Annotated in this window: 1 protein-coding gene; it reads right to left on the bottom strand. The window is 61.4% G+C overall.

Features of this window, described 5'->3' with window-relative positions:
- A partial coding sequence (locus ACFPN2_RS22830; RefSeq protein ID WP_380600913.1) for a non-ribosomal peptide synthetase occupies positions 1-1,381 on the bottom strand: 1,381 nt, incomplete at both ends.

Here is a 1,381-nt window from a genome sequence, read left to right on the forward strand (position 1 = left end):
ACCTGCAGCAACGATTGCCAGATGCCGACGAGGATCTCCTCCACCTCCCCTTGCGGCGCTTCGTACTGCCGAGTGGTGTAGGCGCCCACGTCCGGTGCTGGCAAGGCGCGACGATCCAGCTTGCCGTTCGGGGTCAGCGGCCATCGCTCCAGTGCCACAAATGCGCTCGGCACCATGTATTCGGGCAAGGAGCCTTTGAGATGAGTGCGCAGCGTCTCGAGATCCACCGCCTCATCCACCGTGTAGTACGCAACCAGTCGCTTCTCGCCGGGCGTATCCTCGCGCGCGATCACCGCCGCTTCTTTGACGTGCGGCTGCTCGAGCAACTGCGCTTCGATCTCGCCCAACTCGATGCGGTAGCCGCGGATTTTCACTTGATCGTCGTTGCGCCCCAGGTACTCGATCGTGCCATCCGAGCGCCACCGACCCAGATCGCCGGTCTTATACATCCGCGCCTGCGCATCGGCGCTGAAGGGATCGCGAACGAATCGTTCTGCTGTCAACGCTTCACGATTCAAATATCCGCGCGCCACACCGGCACCGCCGATGTAGATCTCGCCCGTCACGCCGATCGGCATCGGTTGATTCTGGCGATCCAGGATATAGACCCGTCGGTTCGGCATGGGTCGGCCGATGTGAGGGAATGTGTTGTCGCCGTTCAAATGCGCCACGGTCGCATCCACCGTGCACTCCGTCGGGCCGTACACGTTGAAGAAATCGATGCTCGAGCATTGCGAGAGTTGACTCCAAAGCGGTGCATCGATGGCTTCGCCGCCCACCAGCACCATGCGCAGCGTCCGGCGTTTCTCAAGCAGGTCCGCGTAGATCCATGACCTCAATTGCGAAGGCGTACAGTCGATCGCATCGACCTGATGGTCCGCCACAAACTCGAGCAGCGCCGAGGCATCCCGACGATGCTCCTGTGGAACCAACAGCAACGTGCGGCCCGACAGCAGCTGCACGAACTGCTGCACCGATGCATCGAAGTTGAAAGAGGCGTTCAGTGCCACGCGCTGACAACCGCCCACCTGCGCGTAGAGCTGCTCTAGTCCTTGCCACAGGTTCAGCACCTGTCGGTGCTCGATCATCACGCCTTTGGGTTGGCCGGTGGACCCCGAGGTGTAGATCACATACGCCAGTTGATTGGCACGCTGCTCGGTGCGTGACAGATCGCTCGACGCTTCATGCGCGATCTCAATCCAGTCGTCGTCCAGCGCCACCGTCTCGATCGATGTCGCAGGCAAGCGTTCTCTGACTTGCGCCTGAATCAGCAATACTTGGGGCGCGGCGTCCTCGATCATGTACCGCAGGCGTTCGGCTGGATAGTTCGGATCGAGCGGCACATAGGCCCCGCCTGCTTTCAACGTCCCGAGCACTCCGA

It is taken from the genome of Steroidobacter flavus, assembly GCF_042651805.1.
Lineage (GTDB): Bacteria > Pseudomonadota > Gammaproteobacteria > Steroidobacterales > Steroidobacteraceae > Steroidobacter > Steroidobacter flavus.